The sequence below is a fragment of the Cellulomonas sp. NPDC058312 genome (assembly GCF_042880135.1).
GTDB lineage: Bacteria > Actinomycetota > Actinomycetes > Actinomycetales > Cellulomonadaceae > Cellulomonas.
In genome coordinates, this window is record NZ_JBHVZE010000004.1 from 72531 (window position 1) to 94515 (window position 21985).

Annotated in this window: 17 protein-coding genes; 10 read left to right on the forward strand and 7 right to left on the reverse strand. The window is 77.2% G+C overall.

The genetic code is table 11. From position 1 onward, the window contains the following. The first annotated feature begins 13 nt into the window (after positions 1-13). Positions 14-1273 (forward strand): EAL and HDOD domain-containing protein, encoded by a 1260-nt coding sequence (locus tag ACFVXN_RS12910; RefSeq protein WP_389232838.1) that lies wholly within the window; start codon positions 14-16, stop codon positions 1271-1273. Between the two features lie 131 nt (positions 1274-1404). After that, positions 1405-1647, forward strand: a complete 243-nt coding sequence (locus tag ACFVXN_RS12915) for a DUF2530 domain-containing protein (RefSeq protein ID WP_389232841.1) — start codon at positions 1405-1407, stop codon at positions 1645-1647. Between the two features lie 166 nt (positions 1648-1813). On the opposite strand, the gene ACFVXN_RS12920 is transcribed toward ACFVXN_RS12915, so the two are convergent. From ACFVXN_RS12920 to ACFVXN_RS12945, 6 genes are all read right to left on the reverse strand, one after another. Further along, positions 1814-3025: an MFS transporter gene (locus tag ACFVXN_RS12920; protein ID WP_389232843.1), complete on the reverse strand. Its 1212-nt coding sequence runs from the start codon at positions 3023-3025 to the stop codon at positions 1814-1816. 7 nt (positions 3026-3032) lie between these two features. Then, positions 3033-6332 carry a sacsin N-terminal ATP-binding-like domain-containing protein gene (locus ACFVXN_RS12925; protein ID WP_389232846.1) on the reverse strand — a complete coding sequence of 1100 codons (3300 nt, stop codon included), beginning with the start codon at positions 6330-6332 and terminating at the stop codon, positions 3033-3035. Then, positions 6329-7204 carry a DUF3027 domain-containing protein gene (locus tag ACFVXN_RS12930; protein ID WP_389232849.1) on the reverse strand — a complete coding sequence of 292 codons (876 nt, stop codon included), beginning with the start codon at positions 7202-7204 and terminating at the stop codon, positions 6329-6331. The genes ACFVXN_RS12925 and ACFVXN_RS12930 overlap by 4 nt, the downstream gene beginning before the upstream one ends. Before the next feature lies 1 nt (position 7205). After that, positions 7206-7589: a cold-shock protein gene (locus ACFVXN_RS12935; RefSeq protein ID WP_389232852.1), complete on the reverse strand. Its 384-nt coding sequence runs from the start codon at positions 7587-7589 to the stop codon at positions 7206-7208. Between the two features lie 100 nt (positions 7590-7689). Beyond that, entirely contained in the window at positions 7690-8982 is a 1293-nt protein-coding gene (locus tag ACFVXN_RS12940) for an EAL and HDOD domain-containing protein (RefSeq protein ID WP_389232855.1), read from the reverse strand. Between the two features lie 109 nt (positions 8983-9091). Beyond that, positions 9092-10309 carry a M20 family metallopeptidase gene (locus ACFVXN_RS12945; RefSeq protein ID WP_389232858.1) on the reverse strand — a complete coding sequence of 406 codons (1218 nt, stop codon included), beginning with the start codon at positions 10307-10309 and terminating at the stop codon, positions 9092-9094. Positions 10310-10429: 120 nt separating this feature from the next. On the opposite strand from ACFVXN_RS12945, the gene ACFVXN_RS12950 reads away from it, so the two are divergent. The 4 genes from ACFVXN_RS12950 to ACFVXN_RS12965 all read left to right on the forward strand — a co-directional run bounded on the left by ACFVXN_RS12950 (position 10430) and on the right by ACFVXN_RS12965 (position 17450). Next, entirely contained in the window at positions 10430-12760 is a 2331-nt protein-coding gene (locus tag ACFVXN_RS12950; protein WP_389232861.1) for a helicase-associated domain-containing protein, read from the forward strand. A 70-nt stretch (positions 12761-12830) separates the two neighbouring features. Next, positions 12831-14534 (forward strand): DNA repair helicase XPB, encoded by a 1704-nt coding sequence (locus ACFVXN_RS12955; protein ID WP_389232864.1) that lies wholly within the window; start codon positions 12831-12833, stop codon positions 14532-14534. 81 nt (positions 14535-14615) lie between these two features. Continuing rightward, positions 14616-16643, forward strand: a complete 2028-nt coding sequence (locus ACFVXN_RS12960) for a TPM domain-containing protein (RefSeq protein ID WP_389232867.1) — start codon at positions 14616-14618, stop codon at positions 16641-16643. Between the two features lie 42 nt (positions 16644-16685). Beyond that, entirely contained in the window at positions 16686-17450 is a 765-nt protein-coding gene (locus ACFVXN_RS12965; protein WP_389232870.1) for a PspA/IM30 family protein, read from the forward strand. An 83-nt stretch (positions 17451-17533) separates the two neighbouring features. Here ACFVXN_RS12965 and ACFVXN_RS12970 read toward each other — a convergent pair whose 3' ends face one another. Beyond that, positions 17534-18298 carry a type 1 glutamine amidotransferase gene (locus tag ACFVXN_RS12970; protein WP_389232873.1) on the reverse strand — a complete coding sequence of 255 codons (765 nt, stop codon included), beginning with the start codon at positions 18296-18298 and terminating at the stop codon, positions 17534-17536. An 80-nt stretch (positions 18299-18378) separates the two neighbouring features. Between ACFVXN_RS12970 and ACFVXN_RS12975 the strand changes: the two genes are divergently transcribed. The 4 genes from ACFVXN_RS12975 (at position 18379) to ACFVXN_RS12990 (ending at position 21832) form a co-directional block, all read left to right on the forward strand. Next, positions 18379-19113, forward strand: a complete 735-nt coding sequence (locus ACFVXN_RS12975) for a response regulator transcription factor (RefSeq protein ID WP_389232876.1) — start codon at positions 18379-18381, stop codon at positions 19111-19113. Then, positions 19110-20711: a sensor histidine kinase gene (locus ACFVXN_RS12980; RefSeq protein WP_389232879.1), complete on the forward strand. Its 1602-nt coding sequence runs from the start codon at positions 19110-19112 to the stop codon at positions 20709-20711. Before ACFVXN_RS12975 ends, ACFVXN_RS12980 begins: the two co-directional genes overlap by 4 nt. Before the next feature lie 114 nt (positions 20712-20825). Then, positions 20826-21563, forward strand: coding sequence for a hypothetical protein (locus ACFVXN_RS12985; protein ID WP_389232882.1), 738 nt, complete (start codon positions 20826-20828; stop codon positions 21561-21563). After that, positions 21560-21832, forward strand: a complete 273-nt coding sequence (locus tag ACFVXN_RS12990) for a DUF4031 domain-containing protein (protein ID WP_389232885.1) — start codon at positions 21560-21562, stop codon at positions 21830-21832. The genes ACFVXN_RS12985 and ACFVXN_RS12990 overlap by 4 nt, the downstream gene beginning before the upstream one ends. Positions 21833-21985 lie beyond the last annotated feature (153 nt).

The window sequence follows — 21985 nt, forward strand, 5'->3', positions numbered from 1 at the left end:
AGGAGACCCACCCATGACCTCGACCCTCGGGGCCGACCCCGCACGCCCCGCCGGGCAGCGGGCGCCCTCCGGCAGCCCGATCCCGATCGGCGGTGGCGAGGCCACCGTCCAGCGGCAGCCCGTCGTGCACCCCGACCGGTCCGTCTACGGGTACGCCGTGCGCGTGCTCATCAGCGGACCGACCGGAGCGCCCCTGCCGGACGAGGCCACCGAGCAGGCCGTCGACGCCGCGTACCGGCGCCTCGACCTGCCGGGTCTCGCGGGCGACAAGCCCGTCCTGCTGCGAGCGACGTCCGGGCTGCTCGCCGGGACCAGCGCCGTCTGGTACGACGCCGAGCGGCTGGTCTTCGAGGTCACCCCCGCGCTCGCACGCCGCCCCGACATCGACACGCTCGTCGCGGCGGCCACCCTCCGCGGCAGCCGGCTCGCGCTCGCCGACTACGACGGCTCCGCCCCGCAGGACCGGCTGCTCGACCGCGTGTCGGTCGTCAAGGTCGACCTGCGGCACGGCCCGGACCACTGCGCGCTGCTGGTCGCCCGTGCGCACGACGCCGGCGCGACCGTCGTCGTCGAGCACACCGACAGCACCGAGCGCCTGGAGACCGCCGCGTCCCTCGGCGTCGACCTGCTGCAGGGCCCGATGTTCCACCGCGACCCGCCCGTCACGCGCCGCACGTTCTCCGCCGGCGAGCTGCAGTGCCTCGAGCTGCTGCGTGTGCTGTCCGCGGACTCCGTCGACCAGCAGCTCGTCGTCCGCACCGTCGCCACCGACCCCGAGCTGTCGATGCGCGTGCTGCACCTCGTGAACTCGTCGGCCTTCGGGCTCCGGCGCGAGATCGACTCCGTGCAGCAGGCCGTCGTCCTGGTCGGCCCGCGGCAGCTGCACGCCCTGGCGATCGCGTCGCTCATCGACGCCAAGCCGTCCTCCGTGCAGGCCCTGTGGTCGATCCTCACCCGCGCGCAGACCTGCCACGCCCTCGCCGGCGACGACACCGGCTACACCGTGGGCCTGCTGTCCGCGGTCGCGTCGCAGCAGCGGTTCGACCTCACCGACCTGGTCACCCGGTCCGGCGTCTCCGACGCGCTGGCCGGCGCGGTCCTGCGGCACGAGGGCCCCCTCGGCCACGTGCTCGCGGCGGTGCTCGCGCACGAGGAGAACGACGTCGCCGGGGTCGCGGCCACCGGGCTCGAGCCCTGGGACGTCGCGCACGCCTACCTCGCCGCCGTCCCGCAGGCCCTGGCCACCGCCACGGCCCTCGCCTTCGGCGACTGACCCCCCGGCACAGCGCCGACGAGTGGTCACGACACGCTGGACCCCGGACCTCCGGCCCCGCGTGTCGTGACCACTCGTGCGCTCGGGTGGGTGCGGGCGGGCGGTGCGGGGCCGGCGACTAGGGTGGGGGGGTGCCGTCGTTCATCCAGCTGGCCCTGCGGCCCGAGCAGCGCAAGCCGACCCCCGACCCCGTCCACGTGAGCCTGCGGCCCGTGTTCCTGGTCGGCGTCGGTGTCTGGCTCGCCGCCCTCGTCGTCGCCGTGGTGCTGTGGGCGACCGGGTCCGCGACCGGCCTCGTCGTGTGGAGCTGCGTGGTCGGCGCCCTGCTGGGCGTCGCCGGCTACCTCTGGACCCGCCAGCGCCCCGGCCGCTGACCCCCTCCCCGCACGCCACCCGCCACCCGCGCGCACTCCCCCGCACCCCGCACCCCGCACCCCGCCCCCCGCAGCAGTGACGAGAGGTCACGACACGCTGGCCGGGCAAGGTCCGCGCCAGCGTGTCGTGACCACTCGTCGCGTCGTGGCGGCGCGGGCAGGGGCGTCAGGGTGGGGGCGCGGCGGCCGCGCGGGTGCGGGTGCGGGCGTTCGCGTGCTCCGACCAGCGCGGCACCCACACGGCCAGCGCGCCCGCCGCGAGCACCCCGGCGGCGCCCATCGTCACGACCCCCGCGGCGAGGCTGCCGGCGGCGGCGACGGCGGACACCACGAGCGGCCCGGCGGCGGCCCCGGAGTCCTGGAGCACCCGCCACACGCCGAGGAACTGCGCACGCGCACCCGGCGGCGCGACGTCGGCACCGAGGGTCATGAGGATGCCGGAGCCGATCCCGTTGCCGAACCCCATCACCATCGCCACGACCGTCAGCCCGCCGAGCGTCGAGGTCAGCGGCAGCACCGCGATCGCGCCGCCGAGCACCAGCATCGACGGCACCGCCACCCACAGCCGCCCGTACCGGTCCATCACCTTGCCCGCGGGGTAGAACAGCAGCATGTCGACGGCCCCCGAGATGCCGAACACCAGGCTGGTCGTCGCCGGCGCGAACCCGAGGTGCTCGGACCACAGGGGCAGCACGACGCCGCGGGTGGACCGGACCGCGCCGACCAGCACCACCGCCAGCCCGAGGGTGGCGAGCAGGTGCGCGTGCCGGCGGACGAGGGCGACCGTGCTCTGCTCCGGGCGGCCGCGGGGGGCTGTGCGCCGGTCGTCGACGTCGCCTGCGAGCCCGACGACCAGCGCCGCCGCGAGCGTGGTGCCCACGGCGAGCCAGAACACCGCCTGCAGGTCGTCGGCGACGTGCAGCACGCCGGCGCCGAGGAACGGGCCCGCGAAGATGCCGATCCGGGACACCCCGCCGAGCGTCGACAGCGCGCGGGCGCGGTTCACGACGGGGACGACCTCGGTCAGGTACGCCTGCCGGGCCAGGTGGAACACGGCCGACGCGGCGCCGAGCAGCAGCACGCCGCCGGCCAGCACCGGCAGCGTCGGCGCGACCGCGCACACGGTGAGCGCGGCGCACGCGACCCCGGCGGCGACGAGCATGGCCCGCCGGTCGCCGACCCGCGCCGCCAGCGCGCCCGCGGGGACGTCGCCGAGGATCTGCCCGACGCCGACGAGCGCGACGACGAGCGCGGCCTGGTCGAGCCGCGCGCCGAGCCCCGCGGCGACCAGCGCCACCACAGGCGTCACCGCGCCGAGGCCCGTCTCGTAGAGCAGGGCCGGCAGGTACGCCGAGGTCAGCAGGCTGCGCGTGGTCATCGGGGCGTCAGACGTCGAGGACCTGCTCGACGGCCAGCTCGGCGGCCCGGGCCGGCTCGACCAGGGCGAGCTCGACGGCGTGCCGCAGCGGCCACGCGTCGACGGCCTGCGCGAGCCCGCGCGCGAGCCCGGCGAGGTGCGTCGCGTGCACGACCGCCGTCCCGCCGTGACCGTCCACCCACCAGTCGACGGGGACCCCGTCCACGCGCAGCGCCTCGTGCTCCACCCAGGTCCCGGGCGCACCCGGCAGGAGCAGCAGGGCCGCGTCGGGCGTGGGCGCGAGCCCGCCGGCGTCGTCGCCGTCGCCCTCGTCCACCTGGCCGTCGGCGAGGTCGGTCGCGGTCGGCAGGCCCAGCGCCTCCGCGAGGTCCTCGGCCGCGGCCGCCCCCGCGACGGGCACCATCGCGGCGACGTCGGTGCGCTGCCACCACATCGGCGACGGCGCGACGGCCGCGTCCTCCGCGTGCACGAGCGCGACCCGGTCCGGCGCGACGAGCGCGGGCACGACGTCGAGGTCGGGCAGCCCGCCCGCGTCGGACCCCGGCAGCCCGCCCGCGTCGGACCCCGGCAGCCCGCCAGCGTCGGGCCCGGGCGCCCCGCCCTCGTCCGCGTCCCCGGCGAGACCGGCCCACGCCGACCAGACGGCGGCGGCGAGCGCGACGTCGACCGCCCCGCCGACCGGGGCCGCGGCCCGCAGCAGCCGGTCCCACTCGCGGGGCGGCACCGCGGCCAGCCGCCCGACGCCGCCGAGCGCCGCCTGCGCCGCGGGGTCGAGGGCGGCGATCTCGGGCGGCGCGGCGGGCAGCAGCCGAGCGACGGCGGGTTCGGCGTCCGCGGTCGCGAACGCGGTCGCGGGCACGGCCCCCGACCGGTGCCGCACCCACCACGCGGTGTAGCCGGGGACGGTCAGGGTGCTGCCGGTCACCCGCACCGGGTCCACCAGCGCGCGCCGCAGCGGGCCGGGTCGCGCGAGCCGGGCCAGCACCCGGGGCCAGGCGTCCGGGTGCACGGCGTCCAGGTCGGCGACGGCGACGACCTCCGCGAGGGTCTCCCCCTCGCCGACCCGGTCGGCCGCGTGCGCGACGTACGCGTCCCAGCCGTCGAGCGCGTCGGTGACCAGGTCCGCGTCGTCGTCGTCCAGCCCGAGGTCGTCGGTCCCGACCACGACGTCCGTGAGCAGCAGCGGGACCAGGTCGGCGCGCACCCCGACGGCGGCGAGCGTCCGCGCCCCCCAGCGCTCGACGGCGGCTGCGGCGGCGGGCGCGAGCACCCGGGCGTCGAGCAGCTGCTCCGCGGTCGACCCGGGCAGCACCAGGCCGTGCGCGGGCGTCGGCTCGTCGTCCGCGGCCCGCAGCGTGAGCAGCCCGAGCACGGCCCGGTCGACGGGGACGGGCGCGTCCTCGTCGGGGCCGCCGTCGTCGGCGACCGCCGCCCGGACGAGGGTCAGGACGGCGTCGCTGACCTGCTCGGCGAGCTCGAGGTCGTCCTCGTCCGCCTGGTCCAGCACGGCCTGCCGCACGCCGGGGTGGGCGAGCAGCGCGGCGGGGTCGGCGGGCGTCGCGCCGAGCCGCTCGAGCACGTCGTGCGCGGCGGCGGGGTGCACGAGCCGCACACCCCAGCGGCTCAGCGTGCCGAGCGACCTGCTCACCGGCCCCGTGGGGTCGAGCGCACCCGCGACGGGCAGCAGCAGGCCCCGCGCTCCGCGCACCACGCGGCCGTCGGCGAGCGGCACGGGCAGGGCGGCCAGCGCCTCGCGCACCAGCGGGTCCGCGACGGCCGGCGCGAGCGCGGCGTACAGCCCGCGCCACCGCTCCGGCGGCAGGCCGGCGGCAGCGGGGAGCTCGTCGACGACGTCGGCGACCTCGCGGACCTCGACCTCGAGCGCGCGGGCGGCGGGCAGCGCGCCGTCGGGCAGCGCGACCAGCCCGGCGAACCACGGAGCGAGGGCGCGCGTGAGGTCGGCGGCGGCGGGTCCGGCGAGCGCGACGGCCCGGTGCGGCGCCACGAGCTGCGGCGTGGCGTCGGGGTGGCCGGTGTCGAGGTGGCCGGTGTCGAGGTGGCCGGCGTCGGACGGCCCGCCGTCCGCGGGCTCCCCGGCGGCGACGAGCAGCGGCGCGCCCCCGAGCTCCGCGAGCAGCCGCGGCCGCAGCGCCGCGTCCAGGTCCCCGGCGGGCAGCCCGAGCGGCACGAGCCGCAGGGCGTCCTCACCGTCGGCGGCGACGTCCGCGGCGAGGCGCGCGTAGACGTCGGCGGCGATGTCGAGCAGGGCGTCGGTGGCGCGGCCGCGGGCGACGTGCCGGCGGGTCGGGTCGAGCGGCGCCGTGAGGACGAGCAGCGCGGGCAGGTCGAGCGGGTCGTCGGTGGGCGTGGGCGCGTGCACGACACGGTCCCGGCGGGGCAGCAGCGCCTCGTCGCCGGGCCAGGCGGCGGGCGCCCCCTCGGCGCCGGCGGCACGCGGCAGCGCCCAGGTGACCCGCCAGCGCCGTCGGGCGCGCTCCTCCACGGGTCGGTCCGCCAGCAGCGCGGGGTCGAGCTCGCCCTCGGCGGTCCGGCGGCGCCAGCGGCGGTCGACGTCGGCGACCCGGCGGCGGCGCCCGGTGGTCTCGTCCTCGACGACGACCTCCGCGAGGCCCGGCAGCGCGAGCAGCAGGGTGTCCCCGACGGCGTCGAGCATCGCCCGCACGGCGTCGGCCGCGGCGTCGTCGCGCAGCGTCAGGACGACGGCGGTGTCGTACCCCTCGGGCGGCCGGCCGGTGTGCTCCTGCGGCAGCCGCAGCGCCGGGAGCGACCCCTCGCGCCGGGCGACCTCGTCGGCGAGCCGTGGCGACCCGGTGGCGGCGAGCGCGAGCTCCTGCCGGGTCAGGTCGAGGGAGAACCGCACCGCGCCGGAGGTGGACAGCACCGCGACGTCGTCGGCGACGGCACGCACGGCGGCGAACCCGACGCCGAACCGGCCGACCAGGCCGGGGCCCGTGACGGTCTCGGGCCGGTCCCGGGAGGTGGAGGCGCGCATCGCCGCGAGCGAGGCGACGCCCGCGGCGTCCAGCGGGGCGCCGGTGTTCGCGGCGGTGAGCACGAGGGCGCCGTCGACCTCGGCGAGCCGGAGCAGCAGCCGCCCGGGCACGCCGGCGCGCACGGCGGCGTCGGCGCCGTTCTGGGCGAGCTCGACGACCACGCGGTCGCGGTAGTACCCGCGGGCGTGGTCCTCCTCGGTGTTCGCGTCCTCGCGCAGCCGCGCGGGGTCGGTGCGCCACGTCCCCAGCACCCGGTCGCGCAGGGCGCGGGTGCCGAAGACGTCGGCGGTCACGGCTCCGGCTGGGGCGCGGGCCGCTCGTCGTCGGCGCCGGTCCCGGCCTCGGGTGCCTCCACCTCCGGAGCAGCCGACTCGGCCTCGGGCGACGCCTCCGCCGCGGGCGGTGCCTCACCGGCCGCCGCGTCGCCCGTCGGCTCGACCAGCAGGTCGCGGCTCACGGGCACGTCGGGCCACTCGGACGGCCGCGCCTCGACGTCGGTCTCGGAGTGCGCGCCGCAGCCGTGCTCGAGGGCGACGACCTTGCCGTCGTCCGGCGACCACTCGTTGACGCACACGCCGAACACCGTGCCGAGCGAGCCCTGCAGCGGCACGAGGAACCCGCACGTCTGGCAGGACCCGGCGGCGGCGACGGCACCGGCGGACGCGGGGCCCTGCTTGCCGCGGTACCAGCGCTCGGCGGCCTGGGCGATGCCGACGGGCGACAGCACGCGGGCGCGGGCCAGGGCGAGCTCGCCGATGGCGACGTCGTCGAGCTCGGGGTCGCCGGTGGGCGTCCAGCCGGGCTCGAGCCGCGGGTCGTCGGGGCGGAACGGCAGCACGTCGCCGGGGCCGAGGTCGCCGGGCCGCAGGCGCTCGTCCCACGGCACCCAGGCGGGGGCCAGGACGGCGTCGTCGCCGGGCAGCAGGACGGCCTCGCACACCGTGGCCTTGCGGGCCCGGGGCACGCGCGACAGCGTGACGGTCCACACCCAGCCGCGGTAGCCGCGGGCGGTGCAGGCGAACCGGTGCGAGACGAGCCGGTCGGCGTCGACGGTGTGGCCGAGGTGCTCGCCGACGTCGGTGGGCTGCTCGGCGATCTCGAGCGCCGCCGCACGGGCGAGGTCGACGGCGCCGGCGAGCACGGCGTCCTGGGTCGCGGTCGCCATCTCAGGCCTCGAGGTCGTCGGAGACGGCGCGCAGCAGGGTGGCCACCTGGCCGGCGCGGGACTTGTCGGGGTAGCGGCCGCGACGCAGGTCGTTGCCGACGCTGTCGAGCACCTTGATGAGGTCCTCGACGATGACCGCCATGTCGTCGGCGGGCTTGCGGGACGCCTTGGCGACCGAGGGCACCGGGTCGAGGAGCTTCACGGACAGCGCCTGCGGGCCGCGGCGGCCGTCGGCGACGCCGAAGTCCACCCGGGTGCCGGGCTTCGGGGTGCCGATGCCCGCGGGCAGCGCGGACGTGTGCAGGAACACCTCGGTGCCGTCGTCGGCGGCGATGAAGCCGAATCCGCGATCGGTGTCGAACCACTTGACCTTGCCGGTGGGCACTGCGATCCCCTGGGGTGTCGTCGAGAAGGATGCGGGCCGACGTCGGCCGCACACCACCAGGCTACCGGTCGCGGCCGACGCACCGGGTCGGGCCGCTCCGTCAGCCGACGGCGGTGCCCGGGTCCGCCACGTCGGGCTCCCCCGGCACGGCGCGCAGCCGGGGGACGGGCGTGTACACGGTGGCGAGCAGCGCCCGCGCCTCGCGCAGCGCGGTCAGGTAGACCAGCGACACGTGCAGCGCGGAGTACGGCGACCGGATGGCCGGCACCTGCTCCTCGGCGATGGCGTCGAGGTACGCGTCCAGGACGTCGCACGCGGCGACCACCCGGGCGCTCGGCTGGGAGCGGTGCAGCTCGGGGTCGAGCTCGGCGACCGGCACGTCCAGCAGCTCGGACACGATGCGGACCAGGGCCTCGGTGGACGCCTCCAGCGGGTCCTGCGGCGCCAGGATCTCCGCGGCGCGGGTGCGGGCCAGCGCCATCAGCGGGATCTCGTCGTCGGTGTGCCCGGCCGTGGCCAGCACCTCCAGGACCAGCATCGCCCGGAACCGCTCCCGCCCGAGCAGCACGAGCGCCTGGTGCAGGTTGCGCACCGTCCGCCCCGCGCCGGACACGGAGTTGACGACGCGGAACACCTTGAGCGCGATCGCCGGGTCGGCGGCGGTGAGCCGCGCGAGGCGCCGGTACGACACCTGGGGGTCGCCGAGCTGGACCAGCAGCCGGCCCGCGACCATCGCGTGGTGCGCGAGCGCCGGCCGGGTCAGGACCGTCGGGCGGCGGAAGTGGTAGCCCTGGAACAGGTCGAACCCGGCGTCCTGGGCCACGAGGAAGTCGGCCTCGTCCTCGACGTGCTCCGCGACGAGCGTCGCGTGCGGCGCCTCCTGGCGGAGCTGCGCGGCGAACGCGTGCAGGTCGTCGCCGAGGTCGGACATGTCGACCTTGACGTAGTCGCACAGGGGCAGCAGCCGCCAGCGCTGGTCGTCGGGCACGAAGTCGTCGAGCGCGATGCCGAACCCGATCCGGCGCAGCCGCTCGACCCCGGCGACGACCTCGTCGTCCCCCGGGACCTGCTCGAGCACCTCGAGGACCACCCGGTGCGGGTCGAGGGCCACGGGCAGCTCGTCGACGATGAACGACCGCGGGATGTTGACGAACAGGTCGCCGTTGCCCGCGAGGTCCTCGACGCCGAACTCCGTGAGGGTCGCGACGATGACCGTCGCCGTCGCCCGGTTGTCGTCGATGCCCGGGCGCACGCCGGACTCGACCGCGTCGGCGCTCGCCCGGAACAGCAGCTCGTGACCGATCGGTCGGCTCAGGACGTCGTAGATGCCCTGGCGCGCGACGCACACCTCGTGCGTCGCCCCGGGCAGGTGCCCGGTCGTGATCCCCGCCATGCGTGTCCCTCCGGTCGGCGCGCACGCGTCGCCCGCTGGCCGGGCGTGTCGAGAGTGACATCGGCACCCGCGGCACCGATCTGAGCGCTCGTCCGGGTGGCGCCGCTGCTCAGCCGTCGCCCAGTCGGTCCAGCGCGAGCGCCGCGAGCACCGCGGGGCCGACCGCGAGCGCCCCGTCCTCGAACCGGGCCTGGGCGGAGTGGTTGTACGGGGCGGTGCGGGGGTCGGCGTCCGCGAGGGTCGCGCCGACGCCGACGTACGCCCCCGGGACCTCCTGGAGGACGTAGCTGAAGTCCTCCGAGCCGGCGAGCGGCTGCGGGGCGTCCTGGTAGGCGCGGTCGCCGAACAGGCCGCGGGTCAGCCGGGCGGCGCGCTCCACCTCGCCCGGGTGGTTCGCGGTGACCGGGTACCCCCGCCGGTAGTCGACGGTGACGGTGAGACCGTGCGCGGCGGCGACGCCCTCGCACACCCGGATCAGCCGCTCGGGGACCACGCCGTGCGCGGCCTCGGAGAACGACCGCACGGTGGCCTCGATGCGCGCGGTGCCGGCGATGACGTTGTCCGTGGTGCCGGCGTCGATCCGCCCGACGGTGACGACCACCGGGTCGAACACGTCGAACTGGCGGGTGACCATCGCCTGCAGGGCGAGCACGATCTCCGCGGCGACGGGCACCGGGTCGAGCGCCAGGTGCGGCATCGAGCCGTGCCCGCCGCGGCCCTGGACGGTGACGTGCACGGTGTCGGCGGCGGCCAGCATCGTCCCGGCGCGGCTGGTCACCAGGCCCGTGGGCAGCAGCGACGACAGCACGTGCAGCCCGTAGGCCGCCACGACGCGCTCCCCCGCGGCGTCCAGCACGCCCTCGTCGATCATCAGCCGCGCCCCGTGGTCGCCCTCCTCGCCGGGCTGGAACATCAGCACCACGGAGCCGGCGACCCGGTCGCGCCGCGCGGCGAGCAGCCGGCCCGCGCCGACCAGGCCCGCCACGTGCAGGTCGTGGCCGCAGGCGTGCATGACGCCCGGGACCTCGCTGCTGAACGGCTCCCCGGTGTCCTCGGTGACGGGCAGCGCGTCCATGTCGCCGCGCAGCAGCACCGCCGGCCCCGGGCGCGCGCCGCGCAGGACCGCGACCACGGAGGACAGCCCGGTGCCCGTGGTGACCTCCAGGCCCAGCGGCTCCAGCGCCTCGAGCACGAGCGCCTGAGTGCGCGGCAGGTCCAGCCCGATCTCCGGGGTGCGGTGCAGCGCGTGCCGCAGCGCGGCGACGTCGGGCAGCTGGGCCCGGGCGTCGGCGCGCAGGTCGGCGAGGTCGGCGGTGTCGAGGGGCATGGTGGTCCTCCGTCCGGCGTCGGGCACGGCGACCACCGGACCGGCCGCTGCGCCACGTGCTGCGACCGTACCGCCGACCCGCACCCCCGGCCTGCCCGGCCGGAACGTATCGTGGTGCGGATGGCCACGTTCAGCGAGCACCTGCGCGGCAGGTCGGACGAGGAGCTGGCGCGGCTCCTGGTCCGCCGCCCGGATCTCGCGCACCCGTCGCCGGCCACGCTCGCGTCGCTGGCCGCCCGCGCCACCAGCCGGCCCAGCCTGGAGCGGGCGCTCGCGGGCGTCGACGCCGCCGTGCTGCAGGCCGTGGAGTCCGTGGTGGTGCTGCTGGACGGCGCCGACCCCGCGACGGGCGTCCGGGCCCGGGACGTGGTCGCCGCCGTGGGCGCGGACCGCACGCAGGCCGCCGGCGTCCGGGCGGCGCTGACCACGGCCACCGACCTCGCCCTGCTGCACCCGGTGGCGGGGCGCGCGACGGACCCGCAGCTGCGCCCGGCCCCGGGCGTCGCCGAGCTGCTGGGCGCGTCGGTCGCGGGCCTGGCCGCCGCCGGACCCGCCGACCCGGACCCCGCCGCCGTGCCGGACGCGCTGGACCGGGCACCGGCCGGGGGGCGAGCCGTCCTGGACGCGCTCACCTGGGGCCCGCCCGTCGGCGTGCGCCCCACCGCGGGTCCCGCGGCCGAGGCGGTCACGGAGCTGCTGCGGCTGGGCCTGCTGGTCCGCGTCGACGACCGGCACGTCCTGCTCCCCCGCACCGTCGCCCGGGTGCTGCGCGACGGCCGCACCCACCGTGCCCCCGCCGTGCCCCCGGCGACCGCGGACCTGCCCCGGCGCGACGCCGGGCTGGTCGAGGCCGAGCACGCGACCGCCGCCGAGCGGGCCGTGCGCCTGGTCGCGGGGCTGGTGCGGCTCTGGGAGGCCGACCCCCCGACCGTGCTGCGCGCGGGCGGCCTGGGGGTGCGCGACCTGCGCCGGACCGCCGTCGCCCTGGAGGTCACCGAGGCGGAGGCGGCGTTCGTCGTCGAGCTCGCGGGCGTCGGCGGCCTGGTCCGTGACGACGGCGAGGAGTCCCCGCACCACGTGCCGACGACGGCCGCCGACGAGTGGCTGGCGCTGGACCTGCCCGTGCGCTGGTCGCGGCTGGCGGCGTGGTGGGCCGCGACCACCCGGTGGCCCGCGCTGGTCGGCAGCCGCGACGACCGCGGCCAGGTCCGGGCCGCGCTGGGACCGGAGAACGCCCGCCCCTGGGCACCCCGGCTGCGCGAGCAGGTGCTCGCGACCGTGGCGGAGGCCGGGCCGGGCGTCGCGCCGACCGCCGACCGGGTGCGCGACGACCTGGCCTGGCGCACCCCGCGCGCGGTGCCGCCCGCCGACGCCGTGGCCGACGTGCTGCGCGAGGCCGGCTGGCTCGGCGTGCTCGGGGCCGGGGCGCTGCCCGCCGCGGGCCGCGCGCTGCTCGACGACGCCGACCCGGCGCCGGCGCTGGCCGCGGCCCTCCCGCCGGCGGTCGACGACCTGCTGCTCCAGGCCGACCTCACGGGCATCGTCCCGGGCCGCCCGAGCCAGGACCTCGAGGCCCTGCTGGACCGCAGCGCCCGCGTCGAGTCGCGCGGCGGCGCCGTGACCGTGCGGTTCACCCCCGAGTCGGTGCGGGCCGCCCTGGACGCCGGGGCGACGGCCGACGACCTGCTCGCCGACCTCGCGGGCCACGCCCGGGGGTCGCTGCCGCAGCCGCTGGAGTACCTGGTCCGCGACGCCGCGCGTCGGCACGGCCGGATCCGCACCGGTGCGGCGTCGTCGTACGTGCGCACCGAGGACCCGGCGCTGCTGGCCGGCGTCGCCGAGGACCCCCGGCACGCCGCGCTGGGCCTGGTCCGGCTCGCGCCGACGGTCCTCGCCGCGCAGGCGCCGCTGCACGAGCTGCTGGCCGCGCTGCGCGCCCACGGCCTCGCCCCCGTCGCCGAGACGCCCGACGGCCAGGTGCTGCACGCCGCGCCGACCGTCCGCCGGGTCACCGCGGTCCGGCACCGCCCCGAGGAGCCCGCCCGCGGCGCCCTGCCCCCGGCGGAGCGCGCGGCGGCGCTGGTCGGCGTGCTGCGCCGGGCGGACGAGGCCCGGGCCGCGGGCGGCGCCGACCGCCCCGCCGGCCCCACGCTGCGGGAGCGGGCGAGCACGGTGACCGCCGGCACCGCGGCCGCCCGCGCCGGGGGCCTGCCCGCGCGGGGAACAGCCGACCCCGCCGAGGCGTTGGGGATGCTGCGCGAGGCGGCGGCCGGCGGCACGGAGGTGTGGCTGGACGTCGTCGGGTCGCGCGGCACCCTGGAGCGGCGGCGCGTGCGTCCCGTCCGGGTGGACGGCGGTCGCGTGCGCGTGATCGACACCGCCCGGGACGCCGAGATCGTCGTCGCCGCGCACCGCGTGGCGGCGGTCGCCCCGGTCGACGAGACCACCTGACCCGCCACCGCCGCCACCCCCTCGCCACCCGCGCACAGCCCGCACGGCACGCCGACAGGACGGACACTCCATGACCGACGGACCCCTGATCGTCCAGAGCGACAAGACCCTGCTGCTCGAGGTCGACCACGACCAGGCGGAGGCCTGCCGCCGCGCGATCGCCCCGTTCGCGGAGCTCGAGCGCGCGCCGGAGCACGTGCACACCTACCGGCTGACCCCGCTGGGCCTGTGGAACGCCCGCGCCGCGGGCCACGACGCCGAGCAGGTCGTCGACGTGCTGCTGGAGTACTCCCGCTACCCGGTGCCGCACGCCCTGCTGGTCGACGTCGCCGAGACGATGTCCCGGTACGGCCGGCTCCAGCTGGTCGCGCACCCGGTGCACGGCCTGGTGCTGCACGCCCTGGACGCCGCCGTGCTCGCCGAGGTGCTGCGGTCCAAGCGGACCGCCGGCCTGGTCGGCGAGCGGATCGACGCGACCGACGTGGTCGTGCACAAGTCCGAGCGCGGCAGCCTCAAGCAGGCGCTGCTCAAGCTCGGCTGGCCCGCCGAGGACCTCGCCGGGTACGTCGACGGCGAGTCGCACCCGATCGACCTCGACACCACCGGCGACTCGAACCCCGGCGCCGACGGCGCGCCCCGCCCGTGGGACCTGCGCCCCTACCAGCGGGAGGCCGCGGACGGGTTCTGGCACGGCGGCTCCGGCGTCGTGGTGCTGCCCTGCGGCGCCGGCAAGACGCTGGTCGGCGCCGCGGCGATGGCCCGGTCCAAGACCACCACGCTGATCCTCGTCACCAACACCGTGTCCGCGCGGCAGTGGCGCGACGAGCTGATCCGCCGCACCACGCTGACCCCGGACGAGATCGGCGAGTACTCCGGCGCCCGCAAGGAGATCCGCCCCGTCACGATCGCGACCTACCAGGTGCTGACGACCAAGCGGAAGGGCGCGTACACGCACCTCGACCTGCTGGACGCCCGCGACTGGGGCCTGGTGGTCTACGACGAGGTGCACCTGCTGCCCGCGCCCATCTTCCGGATGACCGCCGACCTGCAGGCCCGCCGCCGGCTCGGCCTCACCGCGACCCTGGTCCGGGAGGACGGCCGCGAGGACGAGGTGTTCAGCCTGATCGGCCCGAAGCGGTACGACGCGCCGTGGAAGGACATCGAGGCGCAGGGCTACATCGCGCCCGCGGACTGCGTCGAGGTGCGCCTCACGCTGCCCGAGCGCGACCGGATGCTCTACGCCACGGCCGAGCCGGAGGACAAGTACCGCCTCGCCGCCAGCGCCCCCGGCAAGTCCGAGGTGGTGCGCCGCCTGGTCGCGAAGCACCGCGGCGAGCCGCTGCTGGTGATCGGCCAGTACATCGACCAGCTCGAGGAGCTCGCCGACGACATCGGCGCCCCCGTCATCACCGGGTCGACGTCGGTCAACGAGCGGCAGCGGCTGTTCGACGCGTTCCGCGCCGGCGAGATCAGCACGCTCGTCGTGTCCAAGGTGGCGAACTTCTCCATCGACCTGCCCGAGGCCTCGGTCGCGATCCAGGTGTCCGGGTCGTTCGGCTCCCGGCAGGAGGAGGCGCAGCGCCTCGGCCGCCTGCTGCGGCCGAAGGGCGACGGGCGCACCGCGCACTTCTACGCGGTGATCGCGCGGGACACGGTCGACCAGGACTTCGCCGCGCACCGGCAGCGCTTCCTCGCCGAGCAGGGCTACGCGTACCGGATCGTCGACGCGGAGGACCTGGAGCAGGTCGTCGAGGGGACGGACGAGACCGCCTGATCCGCACGCCCGCGACCTGCGGGAACCCGCGGACGGGTGCCGCTCGTTGCGACAGGTGCACGCCTGAGAAAGGATCACCGGGTGCCGTCGCTGCGAGGTCTGTCCCTGCTCGTCCCGCTCGCCCTCGGCGTGCCCCTGCTCGTCGGGGCCGCGCCCGCGGCCGGCCCGCTGCCCGCGGCCGACCCGGTGGCCCTGACCGGGGAGATCACCGACCAGGTCGGCGCGCTCGGCGGCGACGAGGCGACCGTGCAGGCGGCGCTGGACGCGCTCGCGACCGAGACGCAGTACCAGCTGTACGTCGTGTACGTCGACTCCTTCGGCGACACCGACCGCATCGACTGGGTCGACCAGACCGCGAGCCTCACCGGCCTCGGGGCGGACGACCTGGTCCTCGCCGTGGCCGTGGACCAGCGGTCGTACGTCCTGGCACCGGAGTCGGTCCCGGGCCTGTCGTCCGGCGACCTGGACCGGATCGCCTCCGACGTCGAGGACCAGCTCCGGCAGGACGACTGGTCCGGTGCCGCCGTGACCGCCGCCGACGGCGTCCGCGAGGCCGCGACCGGTGGCTCCGGCGGCGGGTCCGCGCTCGGCTGGCTGTTCGTCGGCGGCCTGGTGGTCATCGCCGTCATCACCGGGATCGCGTGGGCGTCGTCCCGCCGGCGCGCCCGGCAGCCGGTCGGCGTCGGCGGCCGACCCGCCTCGGGGTTCCCGGGTGCCCCCGGCCCCGTCGACGAGCTCGCCGCCCTGCCGACCGCCGAGCTCGACCGCCGGTCCGCGTCCGCGCTGGTCGGCGTCGACGACGCGCTGCGGGCCTCGGAGCAGGAGCTCGGCTTCGCGCAGGCGCAGTTCGGCCCCGACGCGACCCGCGAGTTCGAGACCGTGCTCGTCGGCGCCAAGGCCCAGGTCACCGAGGCGTTCCGGCTCCGGCAGACGCTCGACGACGACATCCCGGACACCGAGCCGCAGGTCCGCGACACCGCGACCCGCATCCTGCACGCCGTCGGCCAGGTGTCCGCCGCGCTCGACGCCCAGAAGGAGGCGTTCGACCGGCTGCGCGACGTCGAGTCCCGCGCGGCCGAGGCGCTCGACGCCCACGAGCGCACCGCCGCCGCCCTGCGCGCCCGGGTCGAGGCCGCCCGCGGCTCCCTCGCGGCGCTGGCCGCCACCTACCCGCCGTCCGCGCTGGCGTCGGTGACCGGCAACCCCGACCAGGCCGTGCTGCTGCTCGACGAGGTCGGCACCGCGATCGCCCAGGGCCGCGAGGCCGTGGCCGGCGGCGACCGCGGGCTCGCCGTCCGGTACGCCCGCGCGGCCGAGGAGGCGCTGGGCCAGGCCGGCACCCTGCTCGACTCCGTCGACCGGGCCCGCACCGACCTCGCGACCATCGGGTCCCGGCTGGACGCCGCGGTCGCCTCGATCAGCGCGGACGTCGAGGACGCCGCCCGGCTCGCGCCCCGGCACCCCGAGGTCGCCGCCCGCGCGGAGGCCGCCCGGCAGGCGATCACCGCGGCGCGGTCCGCCCGCGACGGGCAGGGCGACCCGCTGGCCGCGCTGCGCGACGTCACCGACGCCGAGGCCGCGATCGACCAGGCGCTCGCCCCGATGCGCGAGGCCCAGGAGAGCGCCCGGCGCGCCCGGCAGCTGCTCGACCAGACGCTCGGCCGCGTCGACTCCGCGATCCGCGGCACCACCGACTACGTCGAGACCCGGCGCGGCGCCGTCGGCCCCGAGGCGCGCACGCGGCTCGCCGAGGCCGGGCGGATGTTCCGCACCGCCGTCGACCAGCGGGAGACCGACCCGGAGCGCGCGCTCGGCGCCGCCCAGCAGTCCGACCGGCTGGTCCGCGAGGCGCAGTCCCTCGCGCAGCGCGACGTCGACTGGCACGACCAGCAGCGCCGCGGCGGGGGCGGCGACGGCGGTCTCGGCAACATCGGGGGGATGGTGCTCGGCGGCATCCTCATCGACTCGATCCTGCGCGGCGGTGGCGGCGGCTGGGGCGGCGGCGGCGCGCACGGCGGTGGCGGCGGCTGGGGCGGTGGCGGTCTCGGCGGCGGGTTCGGCGGCGGGGGCGGCGGCTTCGGCGGCGGCGGGCGCGGCGGCGGTTTCTAGATCATGTTCGGCAGAGGCAAGAGACGAGAGAGGCACCAGGCGATGACCGAGAAGCAGAGCATCTTCGGCCGGATCACCCAGCTCGCGCGGGCGAACATCAACGCCCTGATCGACCAGGCCGAGGACCCGCAGAAGATGCTGGACCAGCTGGTCCGCGACTACACCAACTCGATCGCCGAGGCGGAGAAGGCCATCGCGCAGACGATCGGCAACCTGCGCCTCGCGGAGCAGGACTACAACGAGGACGTCGCCGCCGCGCGCGAGTGGGGCGCCAAGGCCCTCGCCGCGTCCGCCCGCGCCGACCAGTACCGCACCGCGGGCGACGCGGCCAACGCCGACAAGTTCGACAACCTGGCCAAGGTCGCGCTCGGCAAGCAGATCAGCGCCGAGGGCGAGGTCCGCGACTCCGCCCCGATCATCGAGTCGCAGCGCGAGACGGTCGAGAAGCTCAAGTCCGGCCTGGCCCAGATGAAGGACAAGCTCGGCCAGCTCAAGCAGCGCCGCGACACCCTGGTCGCCCGGCAGAAGTCGGCCCAGGCGCAGCAGACCGTGCAGACCGCGATCTCGTCGATCAACGTGCTCGACCCGACCAGCGAGCTCGCGCGGTTCGAGGAGAAGGTCCGCCGCGAGGAGGCCATCGCGATGGGCCAGGCGGAGATCGCCGCGTCCTCGCTGGACGCGCAGTTCGCCGAGCTCGAGGCGTCGGGCGCGGACATCGAGATCGAGGCGCGCCTCGCCGCGCTGAAGTCCGGCGGCCAGCCGCAGCAGCTCGGCTCCACCCCGGTCACGCCGCAGATCGAGGCCTGACCTCCCGCACGCGCGAACGGCCCGGACCCCGCACGGGGTCCGGGCCGTTCGTCGGTCGTGCGGGGTCAGACGGTCGGGCGGGGTCAGACGGTCGCGCGGTCCGCCGCGCGACGGGCGACGAGGTCCGCGAACGTGACCGCGATGCGGGTGCCCGCCGGGCGGACCTCCGCGTCGGCCGCCGTCACCGCGGCGACCACGCCCTCGGCGTCGGCGTCGCCCTCGTCCAGCGCCCACGCGCGCACCGTCGCCGGGCTCGCCTCGGGGTGGAACTGCACGCCCCACGCCCGCTCCCCGACCCGGAACGCCTGGTACGGGTACATCCGCGACGCCGCGAGCCACGCGGCGCCGGCGGGCAGGTCCACGATCGCGTCGGCGTGCATCGTCGGCATCGGGGTGCTGCGGGCGTCGGACTCCCCCGCGTCGACCGCGAGACCGCCGAGCAGCGGGTCGGCCGCGGCCTCGGGGCGCCAGCGGACGTCGACGACGCCGGACTCGCGCCCGGGAGGCGCCGCGACGTGCACCCGGCCGCCGGTCGCGACGGCGAGCAGCTGCGCGCCCAGGCAGATGCCCAGCGTCGGCACCCCGTGCCGGGCGGCGTCGGCGAGCAGCGTACGGGTGGCCGCGATGCCCGGCTCCTGGTCGTCGTGCGCGGACATCCGGCCGCCGAGGACGACGAGGCCGTCGAGCTCGGTCGCGGGGCCCGCGTCCTCGCCCGCGTACGCCCGGACCAGGCGGATCCGCACGTCGGCGGCGTCGAGGGCGTCGGCGAACCGGTCCAGGGGCGCCGTCTCGTCGAGCTGGACGACGGTCACGAGCGGCTGGTCGGTGGTGGGGAGGTCGGCACTCACGAGGCAGCACGGTACCGCTCCCGCGGGGCGACCAGCCCGCTCCCAGGAATCCTCCAGGGTCCAGGGGCACACTGGCACGCATGACCGGCGCCGCCCAGACCCCCGAGGCCCGGCTCGTCGTCGTGGACGACGAGCCGAACATCCGCGAGCTGCTCGCCACGTCCCTGCGGTTCGCCGGGTTCGAGGTGCACGCCGCCGCCGACGGGGCAGGCGCGCTGCGGCTCGCCCGCCAGGTGCAGCCCGACCTGCTGGTCCTCGACGTGATGCTCCCCGACATGGACGGGTTCACCGTCACCCGCCGCCTGCGCGAGAAGGGCCAGCACGTCCCCGTCCTGTTCCTGACCGCGCGCGACGACACCGCGGACAAGATCACCGGCCTGACCGTCGGCGGCGACGACTACGTGACCAAGCCGTTCAGCCTCGAGGAGGTCGTCGCCCGCATCCGCGCGGTGCTGCGCCGCACCCAGGTCGGCGAGGTCGCCGGCACCAGCGTGCTGTCCTACGAGGACCTCGAGCTCGACGAGGACAGCCACGAGGTCCGCCGCGCCGGCCAGGTCGTCGACCTGTCCCCCACCGAGTTCAAGCTGCTGCGCTACCTGCTGCTCAACCCCGGCCGCGTGCTGTCCAAGGCCCAGATCCTCGACCACGTCTGGCAGTACGACTGGGGCGGCGACGCGAACATCGTCGAGTCCTACATCTCGTACCTGCGCCGCAAGGTCGACCAGGTCGAGCGCGCCGACGGCACCAAGGTCGCGCCCCTGATCCAGACCAAGCGGGGCGTCGGGTACATGCTGCGCAAGCCGAGCGGGACGTGACGACGCCCCAGGCTCCCGAGGCCGAGGCCCCGCCCACCGACCCCGACCCCGACCCCGGACTCGTCGGCGGCGTCCTGCTCCGCGTCCGGGCCCAGTGGGCCCGGACGCCGCTGCTCGCCCGCCTGGTCGGCATCAGCACGGTCCTGCTCGCCACCGGCCTGGCCATCGCGGGGCTCACGACGACCACCGCGCTGTCCCGGTTCCTGGTGACGCAGCTCGACGAGAGCCTGCACCTGCAGGCCGTGACCGCCCGGGAGAAGTTCGCCGACGCCTACCAGCAGTTCGGCACCGTCGAGGGCCTGACCATCCAGTCGTGGGGCGAGCGGGACTACGCCGTCGCCGTGCAGGTCCTCGGCTCCAGCACCACCGTCGACCCGGAGGGCAGCACCCTCGAGAGCGCCGGCGTCCCCCGCCTGCCCGACCTCGACGTGGCGGACCTCGCCGGCGACCGGGCGATGACCGTCAACAGCTCCGTGCGGGGGGCGACCTGGCGCGTCGCCGTCACGCCGGTGACGTCCAAGTCCGACCGGGTGATCGGGTACGTCATGTACGCCGAGCCGCTCACCGACGTCCAGCACGTCGTGCGCCAGTCCGCCGTGCTGCTCTGGACCAGCGCGCTCGCGATCCTCGCGATCGGGGCGGTCGTCGGCACCTGGGCGGTGCAGCGCTCCCTGCGCGGGCTCCGGGAGATCGAGGTCACCGCCGCGCAGATCGCCGCCGGCGACCTGTCCCAGCGCGTGCCGCCCGCGCCCGAGACCACCGAGGTCGGTCGGCTCGGCGCCGCGCTGAACTCGATGCTGTCCCAGATCGAGTCCGCGTTCGACGACCGGACCCGGTCCGAGGAGCGGATGCGGCGGTTCGTCGCGGACGCGTCGCACGAGCTGCGCACCCCGCTCGCGGCGATCCGCGGCTACGGCGAGCTCTACCGGATGGGCGCGCTCACCGAGAAGGACCAGGTCGACGACACGATGCGGCGCATCGAGCAGTCGGCGACCCGGATGGGCGGCCTCGTCGAGGACCTGCTCGCGCTGGCCCGGCTCGACGCCGAGCGCGCGGCCCGGACCGCCCCCGTCGACCTCGCGGTCCTCGCCACCGACGCCGCGCACGACCTGCGGGCCATCGACCCGACGCGCCAGGTCCGGGTCGGGTCGGTCGACGGCGCCACCGCCGACCCCGATGCCGACCTGCCCGCGACCGTCGTCCCGGGCGACGAGGCGCGGCTCCGGCAGGTCGTCGCGAACCTGGTCGGCAACGTCGCCCGGCACACCCCCGCCGGCACCCCCGCCGAGCTCGCGGTGGGACGCGTCGGCGACCGCGTCGTCCTCGAGGTCCGCGACCACGGGCCCGGGATCGCCCCCGAGCACGCGGGCCGCGTGTTCGAGCGGTTCTACCGCGTCGACGCCGGGCGCACCCGCGAGGGCAACGGCACCGGCGGCGGCGCGGGGCTCGGCATGGCGATCGTCGCCGCCATCGTCGCGGCGCACCACGGTGACGTCGCGATCTCCGCGACACCGGGCGGCGGGGCGACCGTGCGGGTGTCGCTGCCCGTGGGTGAGCCCACGGGCGCCGACGCCACCGAGGACCACCCGCAGGGCTGACCCCGGCCGCGTGGCGCATCCCCGGCCCGGTGGGTCTACGATGGCGCGTCCGAGCAGGGTCGTCTGTTGCAGTGAGGCTGTTCCATGGGCGTCTACGACGCACCACAGTGGCTGTTGTCCGCATTCGTCCGCAGTGCGGCGGGGGCCGGTGCCACCGCACCCCAGGACCAGGTCCGCGACGTGGGCGCCGACCTCGTCGAGCGGTGGAGCGGGCCCGGCCGGACCTACCACAACCTCCGCCACCTGGCCGACGTGCTCGCGCGCGTCGACGAGCTCGCGGAGGAGACGCACGAGCCCGACCTGGTGCGCCTGGCGGCCTGGTACCACGGCGCCGTGTTCGACGCCGACCACGTCGCGACCTACGCGAACCGCGGCGGCGAGGACGAGGTCGCCTCGGCGCGGCTCGCCACCGAGCAGCTCACCGCGCTCGGCGTCCCCGACGCGCGGGTCGCCCGGGTCCACGAGCTCGTGATCGCGCTGGTCCGGCACGTCGCCGACCCGAGCGACTTCGACTGCGCGGTGCTGTGCGACGCCGACCTGGCGATGCTGGCCGCCGAGCCGCAGCGCTACAAGGCGTACCTGCACGACGTGCGCGAGGAGTACGCCGACGTCCCGATGCCGGACTACATCCGCGCGCGGCAGCGGATCGTGCGCAAGCTGCTCAAGCGGCCCAGCCTGTTCGTCAGCCCGCTCGGCGCCGCGTGGGAGGAGCCCGCCCGGCAGAACCTCGGCGCGGAGCTGCACAAGCTCGACAAGGTGCTGGCCGAGCTGGACCCGCCGCAGGGCCCGGAGCGCGCACCCGCCGAGGACGTCGTCGTCCGCGAGCCCGTGCACCGCGGCGCGGGGGCGTGACGGTCCTCGTCGACCCCCCGCTCTGGCCGCGGCACGGGCGCACCTGGTCGCACCTGGTCAGCGACGCCTCGCTCGCGGAGCTGCACGCGTTCGCCGAGGCGGCGGGCCTCCCCCGCCGCGCGTTCGACCTCGACCACTACGACGTCCCCGACGAGATGCACGCGGACCTCGTCGCGCAGGGCGCCGTGCCGGTGACGGCCGGCGAGCTCATCCGCCGCCTGCGCGCCTCCGGCCTGCGCGTCCCGGCCCACGCCCGCCCGCGCCACTGACCCACCCGCACTCGGCCCGCGTCCCCGCACCCGCCCGACCCGACGAGAGGTCACGACACGCTGGCGCCAGCGACCGCGTACCAGCGTGTCGTGACCTCTCGTCGACCGCGGGAGCGGCGCGCCGGGGGGGGGGGCCGGGGGGGCGGCGGGGCG

Excerpts from the sequence above, each read along its gene's own strand:
- ACFVXN_RS12950 (WP_389232861.1), top strand. The coding sequence starts at position 10,430 with ATGGCCACGTTCAGCGAGCACCTGCGCGGCAGGTCGGACGAGGAGCTG.
- ACFVXN_RS12940 (WP_389232855.1), bottom strand. The coding sequence starts at position 8,982 with ATGGCGGGGATCACGACCGGGCACCTGCCCGGGGCGACGCACGAGGTG.
- ACFVXN_RS12910 (WP_389232838.1), top strand. The coding sequence starts at position 14 with ATGACCTCGACCCTCGGGGCCGACCCCGCACGCCCCGCCGGGCAGCGG.
- ACFVXN_RS12955 (WP_389232864.1), top strand. The coding sequence starts at position 12,831 with ATGACCGACGGACCCCTGATCGTCCAGAGCGACAAGACCCTGCTGCTC.
- ACFVXN_RS12965 (WP_389232870.1), top strand. The coding sequence starts at position 16,686 with ATGACCGAGAAGCAGAGCATCTTCGGCCGGATCACCCAGCTCGCGCGG.
- ACFVXN_RS12930 (WP_389232849.1), bottom strand. The coding sequence starts at position 7,204 with ATGGCGACCGCGACCCAGGACGCCGTGCTCGCCGGCGCCGTCGACCTC.
- ACFVXN_RS12945 (WP_389232858.1), bottom strand. The coding sequence starts at position 10,309 with ATGCCCCTCGACACCGCCGACCTCGCCGACCTGCGCGCCGACGCCCGG.
- ACFVXN_RS12920 (WP_389232843.1), bottom strand. The coding sequence starts at position 3,025 with ATGACCACGCGCAGCCTGCTGACCTCGGCGTACCTGCCGGCCCTGCTC.
- ACFVXN_RS12975 (WP_389232876.1), top strand. The coding sequence starts at position 18,379 with ATGACCGGCGCCGCCCAGACCCCCGAGGCCCGGCTCGTCGTCGTGGAC.